At 67.9% G+C, this 21,789-nt stretch carries 16 protein-coding genes and 1 tRNA gene; 5 read left to right on the top strand and 12 right to left on the bottom strand.

From position 1 onward, the window contains the following. The first annotated feature begins 88 nt into the window (after window positions 1-88). Window positions 89-1,036, top strand: coding sequence for an AAA family ATPase (locus tag DMP03_RS09385; RefSeq protein WP_152120418.1), 948 nt, complete (start codon window positions 89-91; stop codon window positions 1,034-1,036). Here the strand turns inward: DMP03_RS09385 and DMP03_RS09380 are convergent, their stop codons facing one another. The 6 genes from DMP03_RS09380 to DMP03_RS09355 form a co-directional block, all read right to left on the bottom strand. Then, entirely contained in the window at window positions 1,037-2,698 is a 1,662-nt protein-coding gene (locus DMP03_RS09380; RefSeq protein WP_152120417.1) for a hypothetical protein, read from the bottom strand. Then, the gene (locus DMP03_RS09375; RefSeq protein WP_152120416.1) at window positions 2,695-3,963 is read right to left on the bottom strand and encodes a DUF58 domain-containing protein; all 1,269 of its coding nucleotides are present in this window, start codon (window positions 3,961-3,963) and stop codon (window positions 2,695-2,697) included. The genes DMP03_RS09380 and DMP03_RS09375 overlap by 4 nt, the downstream gene beginning before the upstream one ends. Then, window positions 3,960-4,556, bottom strand: a complete 597-nt coding sequence (locus tag DMP03_RS09370; RefSeq protein WP_152120415.1) for a DUF7269 family protein — start codon at window positions 4,554-4,556, stop codon at window positions 3,960-3,962. The genes DMP03_RS09375 and DMP03_RS09370 overlap by 4 nt, the downstream gene beginning before the upstream one ends. Further along, entirely contained in the window at window positions 4,556-7,378 is a 2,823-nt protein-coding gene (locus tag DMP03_RS09365; protein ID WP_152120414.1) for a transglutaminase domain-containing protein, read from the bottom strand. The genes DMP03_RS09370 and DMP03_RS09365 overlap by 1 nt, the downstream gene beginning before the upstream one ends. An 87-nt stretch (window positions 7,379-7,465) precedes the next feature. After that, a complete protein-coding gene (locus DMP03_RS09360) occupies window positions 7,466-9,505 on the bottom strand; it encodes a DEAD/DEAH box helicase (RefSeq protein WP_152120413.1) in 2,040 nt (679 codons plus the stop codon). Between the two features lie 39 nt (window positions 9,506-9,544). Next, window positions 9,545-9,946: a cupin domain-containing protein gene (locus DMP03_RS09355; protein ID WP_152120412.1), complete on the bottom strand. Its 402-nt coding sequence runs from the start codon at window positions 9,944-9,946 to the stop codon at window positions 9,545-9,547. An 81-nt stretch (window positions 9,947-10,027) separates the two neighbouring features. Between DMP03_RS09355 and DMP03_RS09350 the strand changes: the two genes are divergently transcribed. Next, window positions 10,028-11,224 (top strand): CBS domain-containing protein, encoded by a 1,197-nt coding sequence (locus tag DMP03_RS09350; RefSeq protein WP_152120411.1) that lies wholly within the window; start codon window positions 10,028-10,030, stop codon window positions 11,222-11,224. Here DMP03_RS09350 and DMP03_RS09345 read toward each other — a convergent pair. From DMP03_RS09345 to DMP03_RS09335, 3 genes are all read right to left on the bottom strand, one after another. Next, complete coding sequence (locus DMP03_RS09345) at window positions 11,221-11,838, bottom strand: HNH endonuclease (protein WP_225870793.1); 618 nt, start codon at window positions 11,836-11,838, stop codon at window positions 11,221-11,223. The two genes, DMP03_RS09350 and DMP03_RS09345, sit on opposite strands and share 4 nt — an antisense overlap. Before the next feature lie 289 nt (window positions 11,839-12,127). Further along, a tRNA-His gene (locus DMP03_RS09340) sits at window positions 12,128-12,198 on the bottom strand. Window positions 12,199-12,248: 50 nt separating this feature from the next. After that, window positions 12,249-15,347, bottom strand: a complete 3,099-nt coding sequence (locus DMP03_RS09335; RefSeq protein WP_152120409.1) for an FAD-binding and (Fe-S)-binding domain-containing protein — start codon at window positions 15,345-15,347, stop codon at window positions 12,249-12,251. 99 nt (window positions 15,348-15,446) lie between these two features. Here DMP03_RS09335 and DMP03_RS09330 point away from each other — a divergent pair, with 99 nt between their 5' ends. Both DMP03_RS09330 and DMP03_RS09325 read left to right on the top strand, forming a co-directional pair. Further along, the gene (locus DMP03_RS09330) at window positions 15,447-15,902 is read left to right on the top strand and encodes a DUF5814 domain-containing protein (RefSeq protein WP_152120408.1); all 456 of its coding nucleotides are present in this window, start codon (window positions 15,447-15,449) and stop codon (window positions 15,900-15,902) included. Next, a complete protein-coding gene (locus tag DMP03_RS09325) occupies window positions 15,903-17,234 on the top strand; it encodes an aryl-sulfate sulfotransferase (RefSeq protein WP_152120407.1) in 1,332 nt (443 codons plus the stop codon). Here DMP03_RS09325 and DMP03_RS09320 read toward each other — a convergent pair. Next, window positions 17,226-18,197, bottom strand: coding sequence for a transcriptional regulator (locus DMP03_RS09320; RefSeq protein WP_152120406.1), 972 nt, complete (start codon window positions 18,195-18,197; stop codon window positions 17,226-17,228). The two genes, DMP03_RS09325 and DMP03_RS09320, sit on opposite strands and share 9 nt — an antisense overlap. An 87-nt stretch (window positions 18,198-18,284) precedes the next feature. On the opposite strand from DMP03_RS09320, the gene DMP03_RS09315 reads away from it, so the two are divergent. Then, entirely contained in the window at window positions 18,285-19,550 is a 1,266-nt protein-coding gene (locus tag DMP03_RS09315) for a tRNA(Ile)(2)-agmatinylcytidine synthase (protein WP_152120405.1), read from the top strand. Between the two features lie 152 nt (window positions 19,551-19,702). On the opposite strand, the gene DMP03_RS09310 is transcribed toward DMP03_RS09315, so the two are convergent. Next, complete coding sequence (locus DMP03_RS09310; RefSeq protein ID WP_152120404.1) at window positions 19,703-20,767, bottom strand: pyridoxal-phosphate dependent enzyme; 1,065 nt, start codon at window positions 20,765-20,767, stop codon at window positions 19,703-19,705. Between the two features lie 54 nt (window positions 20,768-20,821). Next, on the bottom strand, window positions 20,822-21,778 hold the full coding sequence (locus DMP03_RS09305; RefSeq protein ID WP_152120403.1) for a succinylglutamate desuccinylase/aspartoacylase family protein: 957 nt from the start codon (window positions 21,776-21,778) through the stop codon (window positions 20,822-20,824). Window positions 21,779-21,789 lie beyond the last annotated feature (11 nt).

Genomic DNA, 21,789 nt, shown 5'->3' with positions numbered 1-21,789 from the left:
ACCGGTGTCTCACGACGGGGGCCGAAAAGTCGCCCGTCTACGGCGAACTCGTCGGTACAGTTTTCTCGCTCCCGACTGGTGTACGCTCATGGAAATCGCCGCCGCCACACAGCGCAGCCGTGACGTGTTGACGGAGGTCGGCTCCGCCGTCATCGCCGACGAGGAGTTCCTCGAAACCATCATGGCCGGCGTCGTCGCCGGCGGTCACGTCCTGCTGGAGGACGTTCCCGGCACTGGAAAGACCCTCACCGCCCGGAGCTTCGCGGAGGCGCTCGGACTTTCCTTCCGACGCATCCAGTTCACCCCCGACCTGCTCCCATCTGATATCACCGGCTCGACCGTGTACGACGAGTCGACCGCGGGGTTCACGTTCCAGCAGGGACCGATCTTCGCGAACGTCGTCCTCGCCGACGAGATCAATCGCGCGCCCCCGAAGACACAGGCCGCCCTGCTGGAGGCGATGGGCGAGGGACAGGTGACGGTCGACCGCGAGACGTACGACCTGCCAGACCCCTTCTTCGTCATCGCGACGCAGAACCCCGTCGAACAGGAAGGGACTTTCCGGCTGCCCGAGGCACAGCGCGACCGCTTCATGTTCAAGACCTCGGTCGGCTACCCCGACGCCGACGGCGAGCGGACCATTCTCGACATGCGGGCAGAGCGCACCGCCTCGACTCCGAGCGCCTCGACCGTCCTCGACGAGCAGGCGGTCGCCGGCCTGAAGACGGCCGTCGAGTCAATCGAGATGGAGGGTGCGCTTCGCGATTACATCGTCTCGCTGGCGCGGGCGACCCGCGAGGAGAAGCACGTCCGGGTGGGCGTCTCGCCACGCGGCATCCAGCGCGCCTTCGAGGCGGCCCGCGCGATGGCGCTGCTCGACGGCCGCGAGTACGTCGTCCCGGACGACATCAAGCGCATCGCACAGCCGACGTTCGCCCACCGGCTCGTGTTGACGACCGAGGCGAGCGTCGAGGGCGTCGAGGCGAGCGACATCGTAGCGCGCGTCCTCGACCGCGTCGAGGTCCCCCCGACCTGATTACCGCCAGAGGACGAGCACTAACGCGACACAGCAGCCGACGGCTCCCACCAGGGGGAGCGCTGCCGGCAGATTCGTCACGAAGCCGTCGAGCGCGAACCGCCGGACGGCAAGCGCCGCGGCGAGCGCGCCGACGCCCGTCACCGTCAGGAAGCCCGCCCGGACCGTCTGGACCCCCGTCGTGTCGGCGTACCGCCCGAGTTCGGTCCCCAGCGTGCGACCGTCGCGCCCGAGGTCGCTCGCGAGCAGGGCGGCGGCCACTACGACGGCGACGACGCCGAGCGAGGCGGACCGACCGGCCGCCAGCCCGGCGGCGACGAACAACCCCGCGCCCGCGAGTGCTGCACCCGGCTGTGCCCGAGTGAGGAGTCCGAGCCGGAGCAGCAGCGACAGCCCGGCGAGCAGAGTGAGGGTGACGAGTAGCGTCGCGACAAACAGCGTCGCGAGCAGCGTCCCGGGCCCGTAGAAGCTGACGATGCCTCCGGCGAGCTGTTCGAACTGCCCGCTGAACTGGCCGAGCCGACCGGCGATGCGAGCGATGAGCGACGGCACGAGCCCGGGAGCGGCAACGACGGTCGCCGCGAGCGCCCCGATACCGGCGAGCCACGGGAGCAGCGGAACGACCGTCTCGGCCGTCGACTGCCGAATGAGCCAGCGAAGCTGGGCGAGCAGGAGCGCGGTCGCGACCGCCCCGACCATCGCGCCGACGGCGAGCCACCGGAGCAGGCTGGTCGAGGCGACGTCGAAGAGGAATCGGGCGGGCGTCGGCCCGAGCGTGGAGACGACCACGGCCGGCGAGACGACGAAGTCGGCGATGGCGACCAGAGCGACCGGGATGAGCGCGAGCAGACCGACCGTCGAGAGCGTCGAGACGACGGTCGCGACGAGCTCGCTCGCACGGTCGTCGTCCACTCCGTCGGCGGTCGCGAGGAGCTCCGCGACGGGAAGCCGGGCGAGGAGACTCCGGACGCCGAACAGCCCACCGAGCGCGAGCACGGCGAACGTGGCGACGGCCACCTCGGCCGCAAGCCCCTCCACGCCGGTCGCGACGACGGCCGGGCTGGGCGGCGAAAGCAGTATCGTCGCGAGCGCGTCGACGCCGGTTCCGAGCAGCCGGACGAGATCGACCGTCGGCGGCACAGCCGGGGAGGAGAGCACGGCCACCCCGCCGACGACGAGCACGTACGCGGTCGCCGGAATCGCGAGCTTGGCGACGGTCCAGAAGCCGTGGGAGACGTTCTCGGGTTCGAGCGTTCGGCCGGTCGCGAAGCTACCGAACAGCGCGACGGTACAGGCCGCGACGACCAACAGCGCGAGCACGAGCCGAACCACGGCGAGCGTGAGCTGTTCGAGCGTCCGCGTCGCCAGCAGGCTGCCCGTCTCCGCGAGGGCGGTCTGGAGGACGGTCGCGCCGACCGCCGCGCCGACGGGGACGAACAGGAGCGTTCCGAGCGCGACGGCAGCCGGCCGGTAGCGGTCGCGCGCGAGCAGCCACAGCCCGGCGGCCCCGCAGGCGGCTCCGACGACGGCGGTCGGCACGACCTGCCGGACGCCGAGCCGTCCGAGCAGGAAGACGACGGCCGCGAGCGTGACGACGCCGACGAGCGCGCGGGCGAGCCGCGGCGGCTCCCACACCCGGTCGGGAAGGTCGTCGGCGCTCATCGGCCGACCACCTGCTGGAGCGACTGGTCGAGACTCGCCCGGAGCGGCTGGTCGCGGCTCCAGTTCACCGTCTCGATACCCGCACGCCGGAGCGTCTGGAGCCGCGTCTCGCGTTCGAGCGCGGCGACGGTCCCGCCCGTCGTCGCCCGGCTCGCGTGTTCGGGCGTGATGACGGTCGTCTGGTGGCCGTGAGCGTTGAGCCGGCTCGCGAACTCGACGGGCCACTCGTCGGCGAGCGGCGAGCAGACGATGACGTGCGTGTTCGGCTCGATGCGCGCGAGCAGTCGCTTCTGGTGGGTCTCGGTCAGCCGGCGCGCGCTCCCCGCGTGGTCGCTCGCCTGCTCTGCCTGTTCGAAGACGGCGGTCGGGTCGCGGGGCGTCGTCTCGTCTGCCCACGAGATTCCGTCCCGCGAGTCGGCCGTGAGCACCGATTCGGGGAGTCCGAGCGCGGCCGCCCCGACCGTGTGGCCGGCATCAGTCAGCGCGTCGTACAGCAGTCGGCCGGCGTACGCGACCGTCTCGGTTCCGGTCGGGTAGCCCGGTTCCGGCACCTGTCGTGTCGGCGGGCGACAGTCGAGCAGCAGGAGGACGCGCAGCGACCGCTCCTCGCGGTACTCGACGGTCGCCAGCTCGCCGGTCTTGGCGTACTGTCGCCAGTCGATGCGGTTGACGGGGTCGCCGTGCTGGTACTCGCGGACGGAGCGAAACTCCAGTCCGTTGCCGGAGTCGTCGGTGCCGAGGGTCCCGACACGGAGCTGTGTCACGTCCGACTCCGGGGGAGCCGTCACGCCCCGACAGACGAGTTCGGTCGCGCCGGCAGCCGTCACCTGCAGCGTCTCCTCGTCGTCGCCGAGCGAACTCCGCACTCGGATGTCGACGGGGTCGTACTCGTAGCGGCCGCGCTTGGCGATGAACTCGTAGCTGATTGTGGCCGTCGAATCCGGCCGGAGCGTGACCGCACCGCGGGGAGAGCCGTCGACGACCGTCAGCGGCTCCGGCACCGGGTCGACAAAGCGGAGGTCCGCGACCGGGGAGTCCCCTTCGTTCGTGACGGAGACGGTGACCGTGGCGCGCTCACCGGGGGCGGGATTGCTCGGCTCCACGGCCCGAGTCACCCGGAGGTCGGTCCGCGGAACGGCGCTGAGTTCGGCCGCGAGGAGATACGCGAGCGGGACGACGGCGGCGAGTAGAGCGGTCGGCGCGGCGAGTAGGAGTCCGACCGCGAGCAGAAAGAGGGTCCCCCCGAGCGCGAGCGCGCGGGTCACGGTTCACCCTCCCGGAGCGCGTCGATGGCGGCGACGGTCGCTTCGACCCGCCGACGGTACTCGGTCTCGGGGTCGAGCCACCGGCGGAGTCGCTCGAACAGCGTCGGGGACACGTCGCTCCCGAGAAAGACGGCTGCGGGACGGTTGTCTGTCCACGTACCCGTCGCGACCGCCTGTTCGGGGTCGCCGTCGCTCGCCGCCCGGACGTGGTCGACCGCGACGGGGCGGAGCCGTTCACGCAGCCTGGCCGGCTCGTCGTCGAGTCTGTCGAGCGTCGTATCGAACCCCGCTCCAACGCGGTCGTGTCGCTCGACGGTCGCGATTTCTGGCGGGGCCTCGCGGTACCGGTCGAAGGTCGGGTCCTCGTCGGTCGGCGGGGACGTGAACAACAGTATCGCGGCGAGCACGAGACCGAGACCGACGCTCACGCCGACGCCCAACAGCTTCGGGTCGACGTTGGCCGCCGCGTCGATTGCCCGTCTCGCCGGGGGGAACTGAAGCGCCGCCTCCGGTGCGAGCGTCGCCGCGCCGACGGCGACGGTAAGCAGCACGAACAGCCCGCCGAACAGCTGTTGGAGCCGTGAGAGCGCCACTACGCGCCACCTCCGTCCTCAGCCGAGTCATCGGCGGCGAGGTGCGTCTCGACGGCGTCGAGCGCCTCGGTTACAGCCGCGCGCTCGGCGTCGGGGTCGAGCCGGCCGTACTCGACACCTCTGAAGGCATCACGGAGGGTTCGGACGGCGTCGGGCGGGAGACCGTCGGTGTGAATCGCGTGTTCGGCAATCTCACCCGGCGTCCGAGTGCTCGGCGTCCGGACCGAGGTGCGTGCAACGAACCGGTCCCAGTTCTCTCGGAGCGTCCGACGGGAGTCGGTGACGGTCGCCTGCGCTCCCCCGCCTGCACCGACGGGAGTCTCGCGTGTCGCGACCCGCTGGAGTCGCGTCTCCTGTTGACTCACCCACGCCCGGAGGCGGGCGAGGAGTCGTCGGAACACGACCTGCGGCGGGTCCTGGCGGTCGATGAGCGCCCGGAGTTCGGTGATGACCGTCCGGACCGACGCGTACACGCGAGTCACGGCTGCGACGGCGACAGCGACGACGCCGTGGACGAAGCGGCTCGCGAGCCGGTAGCCGCGGGCGAGCACGTCACGCGCGGAGGCGTCGATGCGCCGGCGGGCGACGACGAGTGCCCCGGCGAGCAGGGCGAGGGGAACGAGCGCGACGGCGAGATTCCGGTAGAGTCCCGCGACGGTCGTCGAGACCGACTGCCCGAACTGCCGGGCCGTGACCGTCACGCTCGCGGCGAGGGGGAGCCGCGCGGTCGCGAAGCCGTCCGGCCCGGTCGTGACCGTCCGGTCGCCGACGGTGACCGGGACGCCACCGACGCCCGACCCGGCGAGCGTCACGTTGGCCGTCGCCGTCGAGAACGGGAGCGCAAGCGGGAGCGACGGCGACACGTCGACGCGCAGCGGCGCGAGATCGAGGGTCGCGTTACTCGAGAACTCACCGCGAGAGACGGTGTAGGTGACGTTTCCGGGAGTCGTCGGGAGTCGGAGACTCGTCCGGCCGCGGTCGTCGGTCGTCGCGACCTGCTCCCCGTCGCGCACGACGGTCGCGTCCCGAACGGGGACGGAGCCGATTGTCGCCACGAGCGTCACCGTCGCGTTCGTGCGCACTCGTCCAGAGAGCGTGATGTTCAGTTCGCCCTCCGTCGGAACGGTTGTCGTCTCGCCGTCCGGCTGTGTCACGGGCGACGCGACGGCGTACTGGCGGTCGCCTGGCGGCGGTACTCGGTCGGCCGCGAGTCTGGCGGGCGGCTGGATGGTGATGGTCAACTCCCGCGTGTACGGGATGGTGGCGACGACCGTCCCGTCGGCGTCGGTCGTGCCGACCGTCTCGCCGTTGAAGAGGACGGTCGTGTCCGGAACGGGAACGCTCGACGTGTCGTATATCCACTGCTGGTCGTCCGGCGCGAGTCGCTCGACCGTGACCTCGACCGTCGCACCTGGGACGGCACTGCGATTCAGGCTCACGTTGTACTCAGGGCCGTCCGTGGGTGTCGGCGTGGGTGTCGGCGTCGAAGTAGCCGGCGTCGTCGGCGTGGAGGTCGGCGTCGTCGGAGTTTCCGTGGCCGTCTCGGTCGGCGTTCTCGCCGCGGTCCCGTCTGGCGACTCGGTCACCGTCGTCGTGACGGGAATCGGCGTCTCGGTTCCCGTCGGCTCGTCGGCGTTGCGCGTGATTTCCTCGCCCGGACTGCCCGACTCCTCGACGGTGTACTCGCCCGACAGTTCGCCGGCTTCAGCGGCGAGTCGCTCGTCGCCCGGCGTCGGGTCGAACTTCACCCAGCCGACTCCCTCGAAGTACACCTCGACCCACGCGTGGGCGTTCATCCCGCGGACGGTGTAGCTCGTCTCGCCGGTCTTCTCGCCGCTGGTGTAGCCGACGACGTAGCGGGCCGGGATGTCATCAGCACGCAGCGCGGCCGTCATCGCGGTCGCGAAGTACTCACAGTACCCCTGTTCCATCTCGAGGATGAACTGCGAGGCGATATCGTCGGACGGCGCGGTCGTGTTCAGCGAGTACTCCTTGTTGGTTTCGAGCCACTGCTCGATAGCGACGGCCGTCTCGTAGGGGTTCTCCGTGTCCGGGGTCAGGCCGTTGACGAAGGGTTCGAGTTCGCTCTGTGTCGAATCGGGCAGTTGGGTGTAGCGGTCGACAACGTCGTCGGGGTACGCACGGTCGGTGGCCAAGAGCACGGACGGGTCGCGCTCGGGGACGATAGACCGGCCCGCGTAGACGGTTCCCGGCTGGAGCGACCGGCTCGCTCGGAGCGCGAGCGACTGGGACTGTAGCTGTGGGTCTCGTGCCGAGAACTCGACCGACTGGGGCTGCCAGCCCGTCGGCACTGCCTGTGCCGACTGGCGGAGCCGGACCCGGTACTGAATCTCCTCGCCCGGCAGCGCCGGCGGCTGTATCGGCGGGTCGTACGCCGTCGGCGGGGTAGTCTGGCTCCACGAGTCGCCGGTGTACTCGTCGTACGCTCCGGTTCGCCAGTAGGTGCTCGCGTCGCTCTCGACGGTGAAGTGCGTCTCCGTTCCCAACTCTTGGTACGGGTTCGAGCTGTTCTCGCCGGCGAGCGAGCCACCGATGCCGGTCGTCTCGGTCGGATTCAGCGCGCCGAGTCCTCCCGCACCGCCGGCGGCCGACTGCGCCCCACTGCTACCAGCCCCGCTCGTCGGTGCGCCGCCGGGTGTCGGTATCGGCAGTGCACGCCCGAACACCGAGCCAGAGAGTCCACTCCCGAGCAGGAGCGGCGCGAGGCCGGCAGCGAGGACGACGGCAACGACACAGGCGACGGTGAGTATCGACCGCCCGAGTTCGCGGCCACCACCATCGGTCGTCGTCCGCCCGCTCATCGTGACTGGCGACGACAGGTCAGTCGAAGCGGCTGCGCGTTCATACGCTACGGGAGACTGAAGCCGCAAAGAGTGTTGTGCCGCTCGTCACTCCTCGTCGTCGAGTTCGAGGTCGGCGACGATGTCGTACGGATGGCTCCCCTTTCGGATGCCGTCGAGCATCGCGAACGCCTCGCCGGGCGCGAGGAAGTGGCGACACACCGCGTAGCCGAGTCGGCTCGGCTCTAACCCCTCGATGAAGCCGAACTCCAACAGCTTCCCGAGGGCGTGTTTCGTCGGTATCTCGCCGACCATCCGGTCGTTGAGTCGTTTGGCCTCCGTTCCCGCGACGACGAGATTCGCCAGCGTCTCCTCGACCGCCGAGGACTCGTCGTACGTCGTCCGGACCGACTCCATTTCCCCTTTCAGGAGTTTGAACGCCACCTCGTCTTCGGTCATCTCCTGTGAGCCGTGATAGGAGCCGTCCGGCTCCACGAGCAGGTAGACGGTCCCCTCGTCGTGGTAGTCCGGTCGGCCGGCCCGGCCGAGCATCTGCTCGAACTCCTGGACCGAGAGCCACTCGATACCCATCGCCAGCGAGTCGAAGATGACCTGCGAGGCCGGGAAGTCGACGCCCGCCGCGAGGGCCGCCGTCGTCACGACCGCCGCGAGGTCCTGGTCGCCGAACTTCCGTTCGACCGTCTTCCGGCGGCCGTAGTCGAGGCCCGCGTGGTACGGCGCGGCGTCGTACTCGAGCTTTCGGGCGATCTCGTGACACCGCCGCCGCGAGTTCGTGAAGATAATCGTCTGGCCGCGGTACCCCTTCGAGGACTTCTGGTCGAAGGCGCGACGGACGAGCTTGTTCTCGATTCGGGGCTTCTCCTGGCCGTCTGCGAAGGTGACGTGGCGCTCGATGGGAATCGGTCGCTCCTCGAACTCGACGAGATTCGCCTCCAGCTGTCCGGCGAGCTCCTCGGGGTTACCGACCGTCGCCGACAGATACACCCACTGGGTCCCCTGATTGCGCGACTCGGTGTAGTGTTTCAGCCGGGAGATGAGCCCGTCGAGGCGGTGGCCGCGGCCCTCCTCTCCGAGCGTGTGTACCTCGTCGATGACGACCGTTCCGATGTCGCCGAGGTCCTTCCCGGTGCGGAGCGCGTGGTCGATACCCTCGTAGGTGCCGACGATGATGTCGGCGTTCGGGTCGAATTGGTTGCCGTCGTCGGCGATGCGCGAGGAGCCGACCCGGATGGAGATGTTCGCGATGTCGCCGTACTCGTCTTTGAAGTCCTCGTGTTTCTGGTTCGCGAGCGCGACGAGGGGGACGAGAAACAGCATCTTCCCCTGCCCGTTGAGCACGCGGTCGAGACCGGCCATCTCACCGATGAGCGTCTTCCCCGTCGCCGTCGCCGAGACGATGAGCTGGTCTTGCCCGTCGGTCGCGCCGTGGTCGACGGCGAGACTCTGGACCGGAAGCAGGGTATCGAACCGCGATTCGAGCTTCGACTGGATACCCGGGTGAAGCGACAGCGAGTCGGTCGAGACGAGTTCGACCTCGTCGGTCGTCGCGGAGACGGTATCGAACCGCGTCACGTCGGGGTCGAGGGTCCCCGAGAGCAGGTCCGTAATCTGTTCTAAATCCTGTACGTCGAGCAGCAGGGCTTCGAGGCGGTCGCGCGCGCCTGACCGAAGGCCACGGAAGTTCGCCTCCCGGTCGAGTTCCCGCATCGCGCAGTCGAGACAGATGTGTTCGTCGTCGGCGCGGATGGCGCTGTCTTCGGTCAGCGGCGAGTAGCGACCGTCGTTCGCACAGTAGCGGCAGGTCCGGACGGCTTTCACCTTCTCGTCGAGCTGGTAGCCGCCGAACATCTCGCGCAGGCGGTCACGGCCCTCGCGAGTCGTCTGTTGGGAGATGCGGATGCGTTTCGCGCGGCGCGCGATTTCGACGAACTGGTCTGGCGGGCGCGGCTCCTCGTCGCTACCGGCCTTGACGCGCAGGCGGGCGGGTCGCGGACCGGCGCTCGTCTCCTTCAGTTCGAGTCGGCCGTGGAGCATCCGCTCGCCGTCACGCTCGACGGCGACGGTGAAGTCGCCGTCGCGGCGTTCGTGACAAAAGAGCGTATCGACGCCGGCGACCTGCTGAGACACACCGGAATTGGGTCACCGGGCGGCAAAACGTCTCCGACTCTACCGCAGTTCGATGGTGTCGTCGCCGTTCGGCACCGCGCAGATGAACGCGCCCGGCTCGTCACCCTCGTTGCGGTACCAGTGGACCGCCCCCGCCGGGACGTGGACCGAATCGCCCGCGGAGACGGTGTACTCCTCGCCCTCGACGGTTTCACCGTCTCCCGGCGGCGTCTCCGAGGCCGGTTTGATTCCGACGACGTACTCCCCGGCCAGCACGTACTGCTCGTGTTCGATCTCGTTGGTGTGTTCCGGCACCGTCGCGCCGGGGGCGAGTTCGAACCGCCGCAGCGAGAGGGTCGGCGTCACGTCCGGGCCGAGCAGGACACCCTTCGATAACCCCTCGGCGGCGTCGACCGATTCGTACTCGATATCCGCGCCGCGAACGACGTGTCCGTCTGTCATACCGGACGGTCGCGGGCGAGCGAGGAAACGGTGTCGGCGGGCCGCGGCGGTAATTAAGTGACCCGAGCTACTACGTCGCGTATGCGAAGTTTCCGAATCGGGCGGCTGTTCGGTATCCCCATCGAGCTCGATTTGACGTTTCTTCTCATCCTCCCGCTGTTTGCGTATCTCATCGGGACCACGCTCGGCGAGTACGCCTCGCTCATCAACGACGTGCTCGCGCCGACGAACCTCGTCGAGGTGTCGGCGCTCACCGGCGACTCGACCGTCGCGCTCGTCGTCGGGCTGCTTGCCGCGGTCGGCCTGTTCGTCGGCGTCATCATCCACGAACTCGGCCACTCGCTCGTGGCGATGCGCTACGGCTTCCCCATCTCCTCCATCAAGCTGTGGCTGTTCGGCGGCGTCGCCCAGCTGAGTGAGATGCCCGAAGACTGGAAACAGGAGTTCAACATCGCCGTCGCCGGTCCCATCGTCAGCGTTCTGCTCGGCGTCGTCTCCTACGTCGCCTTCACCGCCGTACAGCCGGGCGGTACAGTCATCGCGGCGCTGCGCTTCCTGCTCGCGTATCTCGCCGTCGTCAACGTCGCGCTCGCTATCTTCAACATGCTCCCCGGCTTCCCGATGGACGGCGGCCGCGTCCTCCGTGCGCTGCTCGCGCGCAGTCGCCCGTACGCGCAGGCGACTCAAATCGCCGCAGAGGTCGGCAAACTGTTCGCCATCGGGCTCGGCCTATTCGGGCTGTTCAGCGGCGGCGGGCTGTTCCTCGTCGCCATCGCCTTCTTCATCTACATCGGTGCCTCCTCGGAGGCACAACGCACCATCATGGCCGCGGCCTTCGACGGCGTCACCGTCCGGGACATCATGACACCCGGCGAGGATCTCAAGACCGTGACGCCGGACACCTCCGTCGCCGACCTGCTCGGTCGGATGTTCACCGAACGCCACACCGGCTACCCAGTCGTCGAGAACGGTCGGCCCGTCGGCGTCGTCACCCTCGGCGACGCCCAGTCAGTCAAGGAGGTCGAACGCGACGCCTACCAGGTCGAGGAGGTGATGAGCCGCGACATCGAGTCGGCCAGTCCCGACACGAGCGCGATGGACGCGCTCGAACAGATGCAGGAGGCCGGCGTCGGTCGCTTGCTCGTCATGGAGGACGGCGAACTGGTCGGGTTGCTCTCGCGCACCGACCTGATGACCGCCCTCGACGTCATCAAGGAGGGCGGCGCTGTCTCGCGGTCAACCGACAGTCCGCGCCCGGCGCTCGGCCGCACGAACTAAATTACCGCCCTGAGGGCTCCGGAATCGACGCCCCCGTGTTCGACCAGTCGGTGGCAGTCGACACACAGCGAGCAGACGTTGTCGAGCGTGTGTGCATCCGCGACTGTGAGCCGTGGCTCGTCGAGAAACGCCCGTACCGGGATGATATGGTGTACGTCGGGGTTCTGTCCCAGTTCCTCGGCGTCGGTTCCACACAGCACGCAGGCGTAGCCGTCCCGTTCAAGCGCGAGCCTGCGAACCTCGCGCCACCCCGGACCGTACGGACCTGTGGGACCACCCCGCCAGTTCGGATGCCCCTCGCCCGTGAACGCCGCCGAGAGCCAGTCGGCTCGACACGACTCACCACAGAGATTCGCCGTCTCGTTCACCTGCGCTGGATACCGTTCGAACGGCTCGCCACACTCGTCGCAGGTGATGGTCGCCGGTCCGCCGGTGTAGTTTGGATTCGACTCGCCGGTGAGCGTCGGCGGCTCCTGCCACTCGTTCGTTGCGACACAGTCACCGCAGAATCGGCCCTTCTTCGCTGACGGGTAGTACTCGAAGATCGCGTCGCATCGCTCGCAGGTCGTCTGCGCTTTGGCGTCGGAGTAGTTCGGGTTGTTCTCGCCGGCCATCGACGTGGCTGATTCTCGACAGGTATCAGAGCAGTATCGCTGTTCGTGTTCGTTGTAGAAATCATCACCACACGAATCACACTCACGATTCGGCAGTTTCTCACCATGGAGGTGTGCGTGATGGACGCGCATTCCGCGACTCGAATCGAACGCCCTACCGCATTCTGGACAGAATTCCGGCATATTGGTACAAATATTCTAGATTGTAATTAAGGCTCGCCAACCGGAGTGAAAGTGAATGTGAGCACAGAACTACTCGCCGTCGAAGATATGTAAGAAATTTGACATAGTCCAGGCGCGGGAATTGAACCCACGTCATCACCACCACAAGGTGATAGGATACCACTACCCCAGCCCGGACACGCAGTTACAGATTCGTGGCGGCGTTTGAATACCTTACGAAACGCCCCTCACTCGGGGAGGGCGTCGTCGAGCGCGACGGCCGGGTGGACCGGCTCCTCGTCGAACGATTCCAGCTGCGAGCGACAGGAGGCACCCGGCGCAACGACGCGGTTACACTGCTGGGCGGCGACCTGTTCGGCCAACTGCTCGCCGATTTCCCGACTCATCGAGTAGTGTTCCGTCTCGTAGCCGAAGGAGCCGGCCATCCCACAGCAGGTCGAATCGACGGGCGAGACGCCGTAGCCCGCCCGCCGGAGCACGCCGACAGCGTGGTGGTCCTTCTTCTTCGCCTTCTGGTGGCAGTGGCCGTGGTAGGCAAACCCCCCGTTCCCGGCCCAGTCGGCGTTCTCGTCGAGCCGGAAGGCGTCGAGATACTCACACAGCCCGTAGCTGTTGTCGGCGAGGGACTCGACGTGGTCGCGCGCCTCGTGGTCCGACGGGACGAGGTCGAGCGCGTCCGACTGGAACATCACGGCGTCCGAGGGCTCGATGAGGACGACATCCTTGTGTTCGGCGTCGGGGGCGATGGTGCGGGCGTTCTCGACCATCTCCTCGCGGGCGGTATCGATGAACCCCTTCGAGTAGGCCGGGCGGCCGGAGTCGCGCACGTCGGCGAGTTCGACGCGGACGTTGGCGGCCTCGAGCACGCGCACAGCTGCCTTCCCGACTTCAGGGTGGTTGTAGTTCGTGTACGTGTCCGGAAAGATGACGGCCGTGCGGTCGGCTTCGCGTTCAGAGACCCGCGAGCCGCGGTTCGCGAGCCACGTCGCGAAGGACTCTCGCTCGAAGGTGGGAAGCTCGCGGTCGCTCTCGATGCCGAGTTGCGACTCCATCAGCGTGCGTACGCCGGGGAGTTTCGTCCCGAGATTCGACAGTGGCGCGAACATGCTCCCGAGCCGGGACAGCGAGTCGATGTTCGCGAAGATGCGGTCGCGCAGGCTCGCGCCGTCGCGCTCGTGGCTCGCGTGCTCCACCTCGGCTTTCATCTTCGCCATGTCGACGCCAGAGGGACAGTCCACCTCACACCCCTTACAGCCGACACAGAGGTCCATCACCTCGGCGCCGAACTCCGAGCCGAGGAGTTCGTCCTCGTCGAGCGAGCCGTTCATCGCCGAGCGGAGTAGATTCGCCCGACCGCGCGTCGACTGAATCTCCTCTTCGGCGGCCCGGTAAGTCGGACACATCACGCCACCGGTCGTAGACTGCGGCCCGCGACAGCCGCCACAGCCGTGACACAGCTCCACCATCCCCTGAAACCCGTTCTCGTTTGCCCACTCCAGGGCGGGGTCGAAGCCGGTCTCGAACTCGTAGCTCGGCGAGAATCGGAGGTCCTCGGTCATGTCGTGGGAAGCGACTGCGGTGCCGGACGGCTCCTCGTCGGGCAACACGCCACAGATGTTCCCCGGGTTCAGGAGCCACTTCGGGTCGAAGGCGGTCTTTAGATCCCGGAAGACGCCCCACAGTCGCTCGCCGTACAGCTTCCGGTTCCACTGGGTGCGGGCGCGACCGTCCCCGTGCTCGCCGGAGACGCTCCCGCCGTACTCGACCACGAGGTCGGTCACGTCGGCGGCAATCCCTTCCAGTTGGTCGACGCCCTCGGCGGTCTTGGTGTCGACGAGCGGGCGGACGTGGAGCACGCCCGGCCCCGCGTGAGCGTAGAAGGAGGCGTTGGTGCCGTGGTCGTCGAGCACGTCCTGGAACGCTTCGACGTACGCTGGGAGGTTCTCGACCGGAATCGCGCAGTCTTCGATGAATGAGATGTGTTTCGCGTCGCTGGTGCGCGAAAGCAGGATTGGCATCCCGGCTTTCCGCATCTTCCAGAAGGTGGCGCGCGCCTCGGCGTCGTGAGCCTCCATCGCGTGGCTGGCGTACCGGCGCTTGTTCGTCGTCACGCGGTTGGTGTTTGCCGTGACCTCGGTCTCGACGTTCCCGACGCGGTCGGCTACGAGGTCGGCCACCTGCTGGCGGCCGTGGTCGGCGTCGTCAGCGTAAAACTCCACGAGCAGGACCGAATGGGTGTCTTCGGGAAGTAGCCCGACGACCTCTTCGAACTCCGGCGCATCGCGCGCCAGCTTGAGCAGCACGTCGTCCATCACTTCGACGGCACACGGACCGTGGTCGAGGATGGGCGCGACATCCTCCATCGCGTCGAGAAGAGAGTCGTAGGTGAGCAGGGCGACGGCCTTCGTCTCGGGTTCGGGTTCGAGCGCGACGGTCGCCTCGGTGACGACCGCGAGCGTCCCCTCGCTCCCGGCGAGCAGGCGGGCGAGATTCACCGTGCCGGCCTCGCTGTCGGGGTCGGTGCCGGTGCCGTCAGCGAGCGGGCGGGTCCCCCGTGCGTCCTCGACGAGGGCATCGAGGTTGTAGCCGGAGACGTTCCGCTTCAGTCGCGGGTACCGGCGGTCGATTTCGGCGCGCTCCTCCTCCAGTATCTCCAGCACGGACGCGTAGATCCGCTCGCGGATATCGTCGCTCGTCGGGTCACCCGCCTCGCGAAGCGTCTCGATTTCCACCTCGCCGAACGTCGTGACGGTGCCGTCCGCGAGCACGGTCTCGACTTCTTCGATGTAGTAGTCGGTCTTCCCGTAGACGAGCGAGTGGGCACCGGTGGAATTGTTGCCGATAGCGCCACCGAGCGCGCTCTTGTCACCCCACGCCGGGTCCGGGCCGAAGGTGAGTCCGTGCTCCGCGGCGGCCTCGTTGAGTTTCCCGAGCGTGATGCCTGCCTCGGCGGTCGCGGTCTCCGTCTCGGGGTCGATACTCGCCTCGTCCATGTACCGCGAGAAGTCGAGGACGACTGCCTCGTTCACTGTTTGGCCGGCGAGCGAGGTACCGCCGCCCCGCGGGAGCACCGGAATTTCGTGTTCGAAGCAGTACTCCACGACGGCAGACACGTCGTCGGTCGAGCGCGGGAGCACGACGCCGATTGGGAGCCGTTCGTACGCGCTGGCGTCGGTGGCGTACAGCTGTCGCGAGTAGTCGTCGAATCGCACGTCGCCGTCGACGAGGGGGGTGAGGTCGTCGACGAGGTCGGGGCGGTCCACCTCGCCGCCGGTGTAGTCGTACGCGTCTGTTCCGTCGGCCGGAACAGTGTCGTGGATTGCCATTACGTGGCCGTTAGTCGTCACCAGCATAAACGCCGGCCTCGCGGTGATGTCTCGGAGAGCGGAACGCTTTCGCCGCTGGCTCACCGAGTTCGGGCAACTGTGGCCATCACGGACAAAATCTATCTGAAAAACCACCGCCAGATCGCCTCCCAGCTGGAAACGTCCATCCCGAAGAGCGCGTTCTCCGGAGCCACGCTCGACCTGCTGTTTCAGGGTGAGAACCTCGCACAGCTCAACGAGACGACACAGGAGCGCGTCCTCGATTTCGCGACCGACTTCCTCGATTGCGACTGCCAATCGAACCCCCACTGTGGCCACCCCGAAGAGAAGTTCATCCGGTATCTGCTCGAACTCCGCGAACAGGGGCTCGGTCCCGACGCCATCGTCGACGTGATGGGTGACGATTACATGCTGTACGCCTACTCCGGGGACATCCTCTCGTTTCTCGACGACTCGGTCCGGACGCTGGAGGCGGTCGAGTCGCTCGCCGACGTGGACGGGGACCCCGAGGCCGCGAAACAGGCGCGGACGAAACGACACCAACTCTCGCGGTAGATGAACGGACGAGCTGCCCGCCTCGTCGTCGCCGCGCTCGTCGTCGCGCTGCTCGCGCCCGGTGTCGGCGCGTTCGCTACCCACGACCCGACGAACGCGAAGCCCGGAACCATCACCGGCGACCGGGGCCAGACCGTCGTCGGGATTCAGGGGTTTCACTTCCGTGGCGGCAGCGAGAAGACGCAGGCGCGGCTCGTCTCCATCGACGACGACACGGTCGACTGGCAGTACAGCGAGCAGACGTTCGGCGAGACGTGGTTTTACGACGTGGACCCGCTCGCGAACGGGAACTTCCTCGCGACCACGGCCCGCAACGGCCAGACGATTATCTTCGAGTTGGACCCCGACACGCGTGAACGCGTCTGGACCGAGCGGTTCGACATCGAGGACACCCACGACGCCGACCTGCTCCCGAACGGCGACCTCGTCGTCGCGAACATGCGCGCGACGACCGACGGCGTCCCCGACGACAAGGTGTTCATCTACAACCGGACGACCGACGAGCGCACGTGGGAGTGGCGGTTTCGCGACCACTACCCCGAATCCACCGACGGGGGCTACGACGAGGACTGGACCCACGTCAACGACGTGGATTACATCGGCGACGACCAGTTCCTGCTCTCGCCGCGTAACTTCGACCAGGCGATCGTCGTGAACCGGTCGACGGGCGATATCGACATGCGTCTCGGTAGCGACGGCGACTACGACACGCTCCACGAGCAGCACAACCCCGACTACCTGACGAACGCGGAGGGGACACCTACGCTGCTCGTGGCCGACTCCGAGAACGACCGCATCGTCGAGTACGAGCGCGAGGGCGACGGCTGGAACCGGACGTGGACCGTCGGCACCGAGGGGAGCCTGAACTGGCCACGCGACGCCGACCGGCTCCCGAACGGAAACACGCTCGTCACCGACTCGCTGAACCACCGCGTCATCGAGATCACGCCCACCGGCGAAATCGTCTGGGAGTACTACGTCACGTGGGGACCGTACGACGCCGAGCGAGTAGGTGCGACGGACGACGGCAACTGGACCGGCGGCTCGGCGCGCTCACCGACCATCGCTGACCTGAACGCGACCGGAAGCTACGCCGTCTCCGGGAGCGCGAACGACCCGCCGATTCCGGGCGAGAACGGACCGAGCGCGTTCCTCGATTCGGTCGGTCTCGACGGGCCGGCCTCGACGTGGGACCACGTCGTCCCGTGGGTGAAGCCGGTGTGGGCGAGCGGGTGGACGTTCCTCGCCGGCGTCGTCGGGCTACTGCTTGGGCTCGTGTGGGGGATAATCGAACTGTGGCAAAATCGCGACCGACTGCGACGGTTAGGCTGATTCGGCCTCGCGGTCGACCCGACCCTGTATCAGATCGCGGAGGTCGTCGGTGTCTTCCACGTCTTCGAGTTCCGAACGCTCGATGAGCGCGGTGTCGTCGACCGATTCGCGGCCGCCCGCGCGGTCGTCGACGACGTAGACGGACTGTATCCGGATGATAGTCCCGAGCGAGGACATGATCTCGGCGCGCTTCTTGGCCGTCCGGGTGAACGAGGAGTGGCCGGTCAACAGCGACTCCGCCGGGTCCTCGTCCTCGGAGACGGTCTTGAACGGGGCGCGCTCGGTGGGGTGCACGTCGTAACCGACCCGGGTGAGCACGGTGACGATAGCATCGTCGTCGGGGTCGTGTTCGGGCGGCTCGCTCGTGTCCTCCTCGGCGAGTTCGTCCGCGCCGTCGAGTACGTCGACGGGCGAGGAGAGCGGTTCGTCGAACACCTCCTCCAGCTGGGCGGCGACCTCGACGCTGGCGTTCATACCGTCCTCGTACTTCGAGACGGTGCGCCGTGAGACGCCGAGTTCGGAGGCGAGCCGTCCGAGCGACCAGTCGCGCTCCTCGCGGGCGTCGTGGAGCACGTCGCCGTCGATATCGACGTACAGCCCGCCGGGAGCGGCGTAGATGAGCGGCGGTACTCCCTCGACGAACATGTCGACTGCAGTGTCGGGAGAGATGGCGGGGACGCCGTGACGGAAGTAGACGACGCCCGGCTTGAGGTCCTCGTCGCGGGTGCGGAGCGCGAGGACGAGCGGCGTGGCGTTGAGATAGTGGCCGAGTCGGCGCATCTCCATCCCCGTCGCGGCATCGAAGGCGTCGACGTTGGCGAGCACCTTCATCAAAAGCACGTCCTCGCCACGTCGTGCCGCGAGGTCGAAGCTCTTGGGTCGGACGGCGATGCGGTCGCTGACGGCGAACCCGGCGTCCGACAGCATCGCAGAGATGTTTCCGACCAGTGCTTGCCGTGACATACAGAGGGTATAGTCCGTTCCCCACATAAGAGGGTTGTGGCGTTCTGACAGCGAAACCGCCTTACTCGCCGGCGAAAGAGGGCTGGTATGACCGTCGTGGGTATCGACGACACCGACTCCCGCGAGCGTGGGATGTGCACGACCTACGCGGCCGCCCGCCTCCGTGAACGGGTGGGCGGGCGGTGTCTCCTCGTGCGGCTGAACCCCGCCGTCCCGTACAAGACCCGCGGGAACGCCGCCCTCGCCGTCGTCACCGACAGCGACCCCGAGACGGCCTTCGATGCTGCCCGTGAACTCGTCGAGTCAGACGCCGAGCTCGCGGACGACCGGACGAATCCCGGCGTCGTCGTCGCGTCTGGCTCACCTGCGGACGTTCCGCCCGAGGTCGCAGGCTGGACCGACCGCGCGATGCGCGAGATACTCTCGCCAGAGGCGGCTCGCGACATCTGTGAACGCTACGGCTACCAGACCGCCGGCTGGGAGACCGAACAGGGTCTCGTCGGCGCGCTGGCGGCCGTCGGTGCCGAACGCGCCTGGGAACGCGCGGGAGTCGACACCAGCTACGAGATCATCAGCTACCGCGAGCGCGACCGCTGGGGGACCGACCGCCGTGTCGACGCCGACTCGCTGTTCGCGGCGGCCGACGCCCACTACCCGACGGTGTGGGACACCGTGGACCGAACGACCGGAGACCTCGTCGCCGTTCCCCACACTCCGGGACCGGTACTCCACGCGATTCGGGGTGACGACCCCGACGCCACCCGCGAGTGTGCCCGTGCGGTCGACTCCGAGGCTATCGAGCGTCGGTGTACCTTCGAGACGAATCAGGGGACCGACGCGCACCTCGCGTCTGGGACCCTTGAGACGGCTCGTGACGGCCGAAGCTACCGACTCGACGCCACCGTTTCGACTGCACCTGACACCCGGGAAGGTGGCCACGTCTTCCTCGAACTCGCCGACGGCGAGGCGCGGCTCAATGCCGCCGCGTTCGCCCCGACCGGGCGATTTCGCGACTGGGTGCGCGCGCTTCGAGTCGGCGACGACGTGACCGCCTGCGGCGAGGTGACCGACGGAACCGTGAAACTGGAGAAGGTCGCCGTGCGCTCGCTTCGGGAGACGGAGCGCGTGACGCCGGAGTGTCCCGAGTGTGGTCGCCGGATGGAGTCTGCCGGTCGCGGGCAGGGATACCGGTGTCGCGGCGACTGCGGGACGACGGCTTCCGGGAAGGTGGACCAAGAGATTGCGCGCGATATCGAGGTCGGCTGGTACGAGGTTCCACCCCACGCGAGACGCCACGTCGCTCGACCGCTGATTCGGGGTGGATTCGATGCGCCCGTGCATCCGGAGTCGTAGTGTGGAGCCGATTTTGCGTAGGCTGGCTACTCTGTTACTACCGGCCTGAAAGCCACGGCCGTGTCACGGTGCGGTTTCTCCTGAGCCAAGCAACGAGCGTGGTCGTATTGCCGGGGACGGACGGAGCACCAGAGAATAATCGAGAATCAGTCTCAGCCCTTCAGCCCACTCCCCGTGAGGGGAACGACCACGTCGTCGTCGGGCGAAACGACGCCGCGCGCACGGTACTCTTCAAGCGCCGTCGGCGCGACGGCACACGTCGGCTCGGTGTAGAAGCCGGCGGCGTGAAGCGAATCCAGCGTCTCGCTCACGCGCGATTTCGAGAGGGCGATAGCGTCGCCGTCGGTCGCCTCGATTGCTTCGTGAATCTGGGTCTCGCGGGCGGGGTCGCGAATCTGGATGCCGTCGGCAAGGCCGTTTTCCTCGTCGCTCGGGCCGTGAAGCTCGTCGGCGATGGGGGCGTAGCCGGCGGCCTGTGCGCCGAGCAGTCTGGGCATCGAGTCGGTCCAGCCGGCGCGTTGCAAGGCGCGGAAGCCGCGGTACGCGCCGAGGAAGAGCGTCCCGTGGCCCAGCGGCGTAACGATGACATCGGGAACCTCCCAGCCACGCTGGGCGGCGACCTCGTACGCGAACGTGGCCGTGCCGGCGAAGAAGGCTGGGTTCCACGCGTGGCTCGCGTACCAGCCCGCGCCAGACTCGACGGCCTCGACACAGGCGTCGGTCACGTCGCCGCGGGACCCCTCGACCCGGACGACCTCTGCACCGGCGCGCTCGATGGCCCGGAGCTTCGAGGCCTTCACCGACGCCGGGACGTAGATGCTCGCGTCGATACCCGCGCGGGCGGCGTAGGTAGCGATGGCCGCGCCCGCATTGCCGGAGGAGTCCTCGACGACGCGGTCGACGCCCCGTTCGGCCGCGAGCGAGAGCGTCGTCGTCGCGCCCCGGTCCTTGAACGACCCCGTCGGAAACACGTACTCCAGTTTGAACGCACAGTTCCACTCCGTGCTCTCGGTCAGGGGCGTGAACCCTTCCCCGAGCGAGACCGCGGGACCGGTCGGGAGGAACGACCCGAAGGTCCACAGCCCGCGCGTGGCGTCGATATCGGGTCCGGAATCGGGAAGCGGCTGGTCGGCGAAATCGAGCGGCCCACCGCAGTCACACCGCCACGCCGCGCCGTAGCGGTCGTAGCGGTCGCCACAGACGGAACAGACGAGCATACGAGAGACAGGGCTGTCGGCGGTTTGGTGGTGTCGGTACGCTGTGCGTTAGGGTCAGTACGAGTCGACGCCGGTCCCGACCGAGCAGACGTACTCGCCTTGTGCGACCTGCGGGAGGCGGCGTGCACGCCAGAAGATGCCGCTGCTGTCTGCCGTAACCGACTCTTTGACGGAGCCGAACACGTCGGTAATCTCGAACAGCGTGTCGCCGCGGGCCACCTCGTCGCCGAGTTCGGGATGGAGGTCCACGAGCCCGCCCGCGGGCGAGCCGTACTGGTCGAAGCCGCTGGCGCGGGTCTGTTTCGACTCCGCGACCGTTCCGTCGAGGAAGCCGTAGTCGGTGAGGACGTTCATCATCCCGCGCACGCCGTAGCGAATCGACTCCTCGTCCCAGCCGACCGCGCCTCCGAGTTCGGGATCGATGGTCGGGACGCCCTCGTCGGGGAGCGCGCGGGCGAGCTGGCCGCTCGGGCCGCGCTGGTCGAGGATGTGTCCGCAGTCGAACGTCTTCGCGAGGTCGAGACACTCGCGGTGGAGCCGGTGGCGGCGACCACACCGCACCCGCACCTCGTTGATCATCTGGCTGGTCGACCCCTGATGGAGGTCGACGGCGAGATCGGCACCGACGCCCGCCGAGAAGGTGGCGTGAGCGATGCGCTCGGACGTCGTCCCCGTCTCGTTGCCGGGGTACGCCCGATTCGTCTTCGTGTCGTCGATTGGGTTGCGGTGTTCGGCGACCTGGAAGCCGTACCAGTTCACGATGCCGACGATGAGAATCTCGCCGGCGATGTCGGCGGGGTCGAGCCGGGGGACGAGCCGCTGGACGACCCCGAGCCCGTTGAGCTCGTCGCCGTCAGAAACCGCCTGCACGTAGAGCGTCTTGCCGTCGCGCTCGCCGTTGATGACACAGACCGGGAGCGCGACCTCGGAGCCGTCGCGAGCCTCGCCGACGGTGAGCCGACCGGTGGCCTGCTCACCGGGGGCGGCCGTCGCGGTTCCGAGCGTCGTCATGCTCAAAAATC

Origin of the sequence: Halosegnis rubeus (assembly GCF_009184545.1) — an archaeon.
GTDB lineage: Archaea > Halobacteriota > Halobacteria > Halobacteriales > Haloarculaceae > Halosegnis > Halosegnis rubeus.
The sequence above is the reverse complement of the archived record's forward strand: the minus strand, read 5'-3'. Positions and strand labels throughout refer to the sequence as shown.